The sequence below is a fragment of the Nocardiopsis sp. TNDT3 genome (genome assembly GCF_003427465.1).
Lineage (GTDB): Bacteria > Actinomycetota > Actinomycetes > Streptosporangiales > Streptosporangiaceae > Nocardiopsis > Nocardiopsis dassonvillei.
The window spans coordinates 1-2,300 of record NZ_QPFC01000877.1 but is presented as its reverse complement, the minus strand read 5'-3'; the positions used below and the strand labels follow the sequence as shown (position 1 = coordinate 2,300).

2 protein-coding genes are annotated in these 2,300 nt (G+C 71.0%); both read right to left on the bottom strand.

Annotated features, from left to right (window positions below; translation table 11 throughout):
• Nucleotides 1–48: 48 nt before the first annotated feature.
• Nucleotides 49–987 carry a carbohydrate ABC transporter permease gene (locus tag DQW06_RS20975; RefSeq protein ID WP_117199150.1) on the bottom strand — a complete coding sequence of 313 codons (939 nt, stop codon included), beginning with the start codon at nt 985–987 and terminating at the stop codon, nt 49–51.
• A gap of 11 nt (nt 988–998) precedes the next feature.
• Nucleotides 999–2,300: extracellular solute-binding protein (locus tag DQW06_RS20970; RefSeq protein WP_232833106.1), on the bottom strand; the 1,302-nt coding region annotated here is incomplete at its 5' end.

Genomic DNA, 2,300 nt, shown 5'->3' with positions numbered 1-2,300 from the left:
CCGGTGGACGCGCCGCGCGGCGGGGGCGGTGGGGGCTGCCATGGCCGGTCAGGCCTCCTTCCGTGCGAAGAGGCGGAACTGGGCTATGGAGGCGACGACGACCAGGGCCATGAAGACGTAGGCCATCGAGGAGGCCAGTCCGATGCGCAGGCCCACGAAACCGGAGTCGTAGATGTACTGGATCGCGGTCCTGGTGGCGAAGTTCGGGCCGCCCGAGGTCATGAGGTAGATCTGCTCGAACACGCGCAGGGAGCCGATGAGCTGGAGCACGGTGATCAGCGCGGTGGTGCGCGCCAGCATGGGCAGGGTGATCCGGCCGACGCGCTGCCAGGCGCCCGCGCCGTCGATGGCGGCGGCCTCGTACACGTCCTTGGGGATCGACTGCATGGCCGCGAGGTAGAGCAGGTAGTTGAAGCCGACCTGCCACCACGCGGTGGCGACGACGACCGAGAGCATCGCCGTGTCCTCGCTGAAGAGCCACTCGACGCCGTCCAGCCCGAGCTGTCCCAGGACGCCGTTGAACAGGCCCAGGCTGGGGTTGTACATCCAGTTCCAGACGAGGGTCATCACCGCGACCGGGAGCACGAACGGCGCGAAGAACGACAGCCTCAGGAACCACCCCAGGTGCCGGGCGTGGTCGGTCAGCAGGGCGAGGGCCAGGGCCAGCGCGACCATGAGGGGGACGCTCAGCACCGTGAACCACAGGGTGTTCCACAGCGCGTCCCACATGTCGGGGTCGGTCAGGCTCTCCCGCCAGTTGTCCAGTCCCACGAAGGAGACCGGCCCCCCGGCCAGGCTGCGGTCGGTGAAGGAGTAGACGAGCCCGACGAGGGCGGGCCACAGGAGGAAGAGCAGGTAGAAGGCGAGGAAGGGCAGGACGAACCACAGCCCGGTCCACACGGCGGGCCTGCGGCGCACGTCCACGGGGCCGCGGCCGGAGGGACCGGAGGCCGCGGTCCTGGGAGGCGCTGGGGTCTGGGCGGTCATGGCGGACTCCCTCACACCGGTGACGGCACGGTCAGCAGGTCGCGGATGGCTCCCTTGAGCTGTTCCAGCGCCTGTTCGGGTGTCTGGGTCCCCTGGTGGAGGGTGGTGAGCGGGCCGTTGGCCTCCTCCTGGAGGCGCCCCGCCGAGCCGCTGAACCAGGCCTCGGGCTCGAACTGCACGTTCTCGGCCGCCTCGCGGTACGCGGACTGGGGGTGCAGCGCCTCGTACTCGGCGCTCTCGACCACGGGCCGGTAGGCGGGGATGTGGCCGCCCCCGGCCCAGGTGAGGCTGTGGCGCAGCATCCATGCGGCGTATCCGACGGCGGCCCGGATCCGCTCGGGGTCGGGGTCGCGCTGGTGCGGGAACACGTAGCAGTGCGAGTCGCCTCGGGTGCGGCGGTTGCCGAAGACGTCGGGGAACTGGGACGCCGAGAAGGCCGTTCCGGCGGCCTCCAGCGTCGGGATCTCCCAGTTGCCGTGGATCATCAGCCCGGCCCTGCCGTTGGAGAGGTTGGCCGCGGTGTCGGCCAGCATCGAGTGGCGGGGCGCCAGCTCCTCCTCGGAGAGCCGGTACATGACCTCCATGGCCGCCAGGGCCTTGTCGTCGTCCATGGTGAAGTCGTCCTCGCCCAGGAGGAGTTCCCCGTCCTGCTGGCGGTAGAGCGCCCAGAAGTTGGGCCAGGGCTGCCAGGTGTCGACGGACAGGCCGTAGGCCCCGGTGACCGCCTTGATCTCGCGGAGCATGGCCATGTAGTCGTCCAGCCCGCTGACCTGGACCAGCCGGTCGTCGGCGTCGAGCAGTCCGGCCTCGCGGCACACGTCGAGGTTGTGGTACTGGATCAGGACGTGCGTGTCGATGGGGACCGCGTACAGCTGCCCGTCGAAGAAGCACTTCTCCCAGACGTTGGGCGGGATCACGGTGTCGTCGATCCCGGCCTCGGCCAGCAGCGCCGGGTCGACCGGGTCCAGCAGCCTCCCGGGGGCCAGGCTCTCCAGGCGGGAGACGTGCACGGTGGCGATGTCGGCGCCGCGCCCTCCCGCCGCGCCCATCGCGACCTTGGTGTAGAAGGGGGAGCCCCAGGTGAAGGTGGTCGCCCGGAAGTCGACCTCCGGGTGCTCGGCCCGGTAGGCGTCGTGCATCTCGATCATCCGCAGGCCGTCGCCGCCCGAGAAGAGGTTCCACTGCCGCAGGCGGGTGTCCCCGGTCAGCAGTGCGTCGGGGGGCGCGCAGCCCGCGGCGGCCAGTCCGGCCGCGGCCAGGGCGCCGGTGAGCAGGGCCCGGCGACCGGGCCCGACGTGTGGTGGGGGGTGGTG

Coding starts and splice junctions, on each gene's coding strand:
- DQW06_RS20975 (WP_117199150.1), bottom strand. CDS start 987: ATGACCGCCCAGACCCCAGCGCCTCCCAGGACCGCGGCCTCCGGTCCC.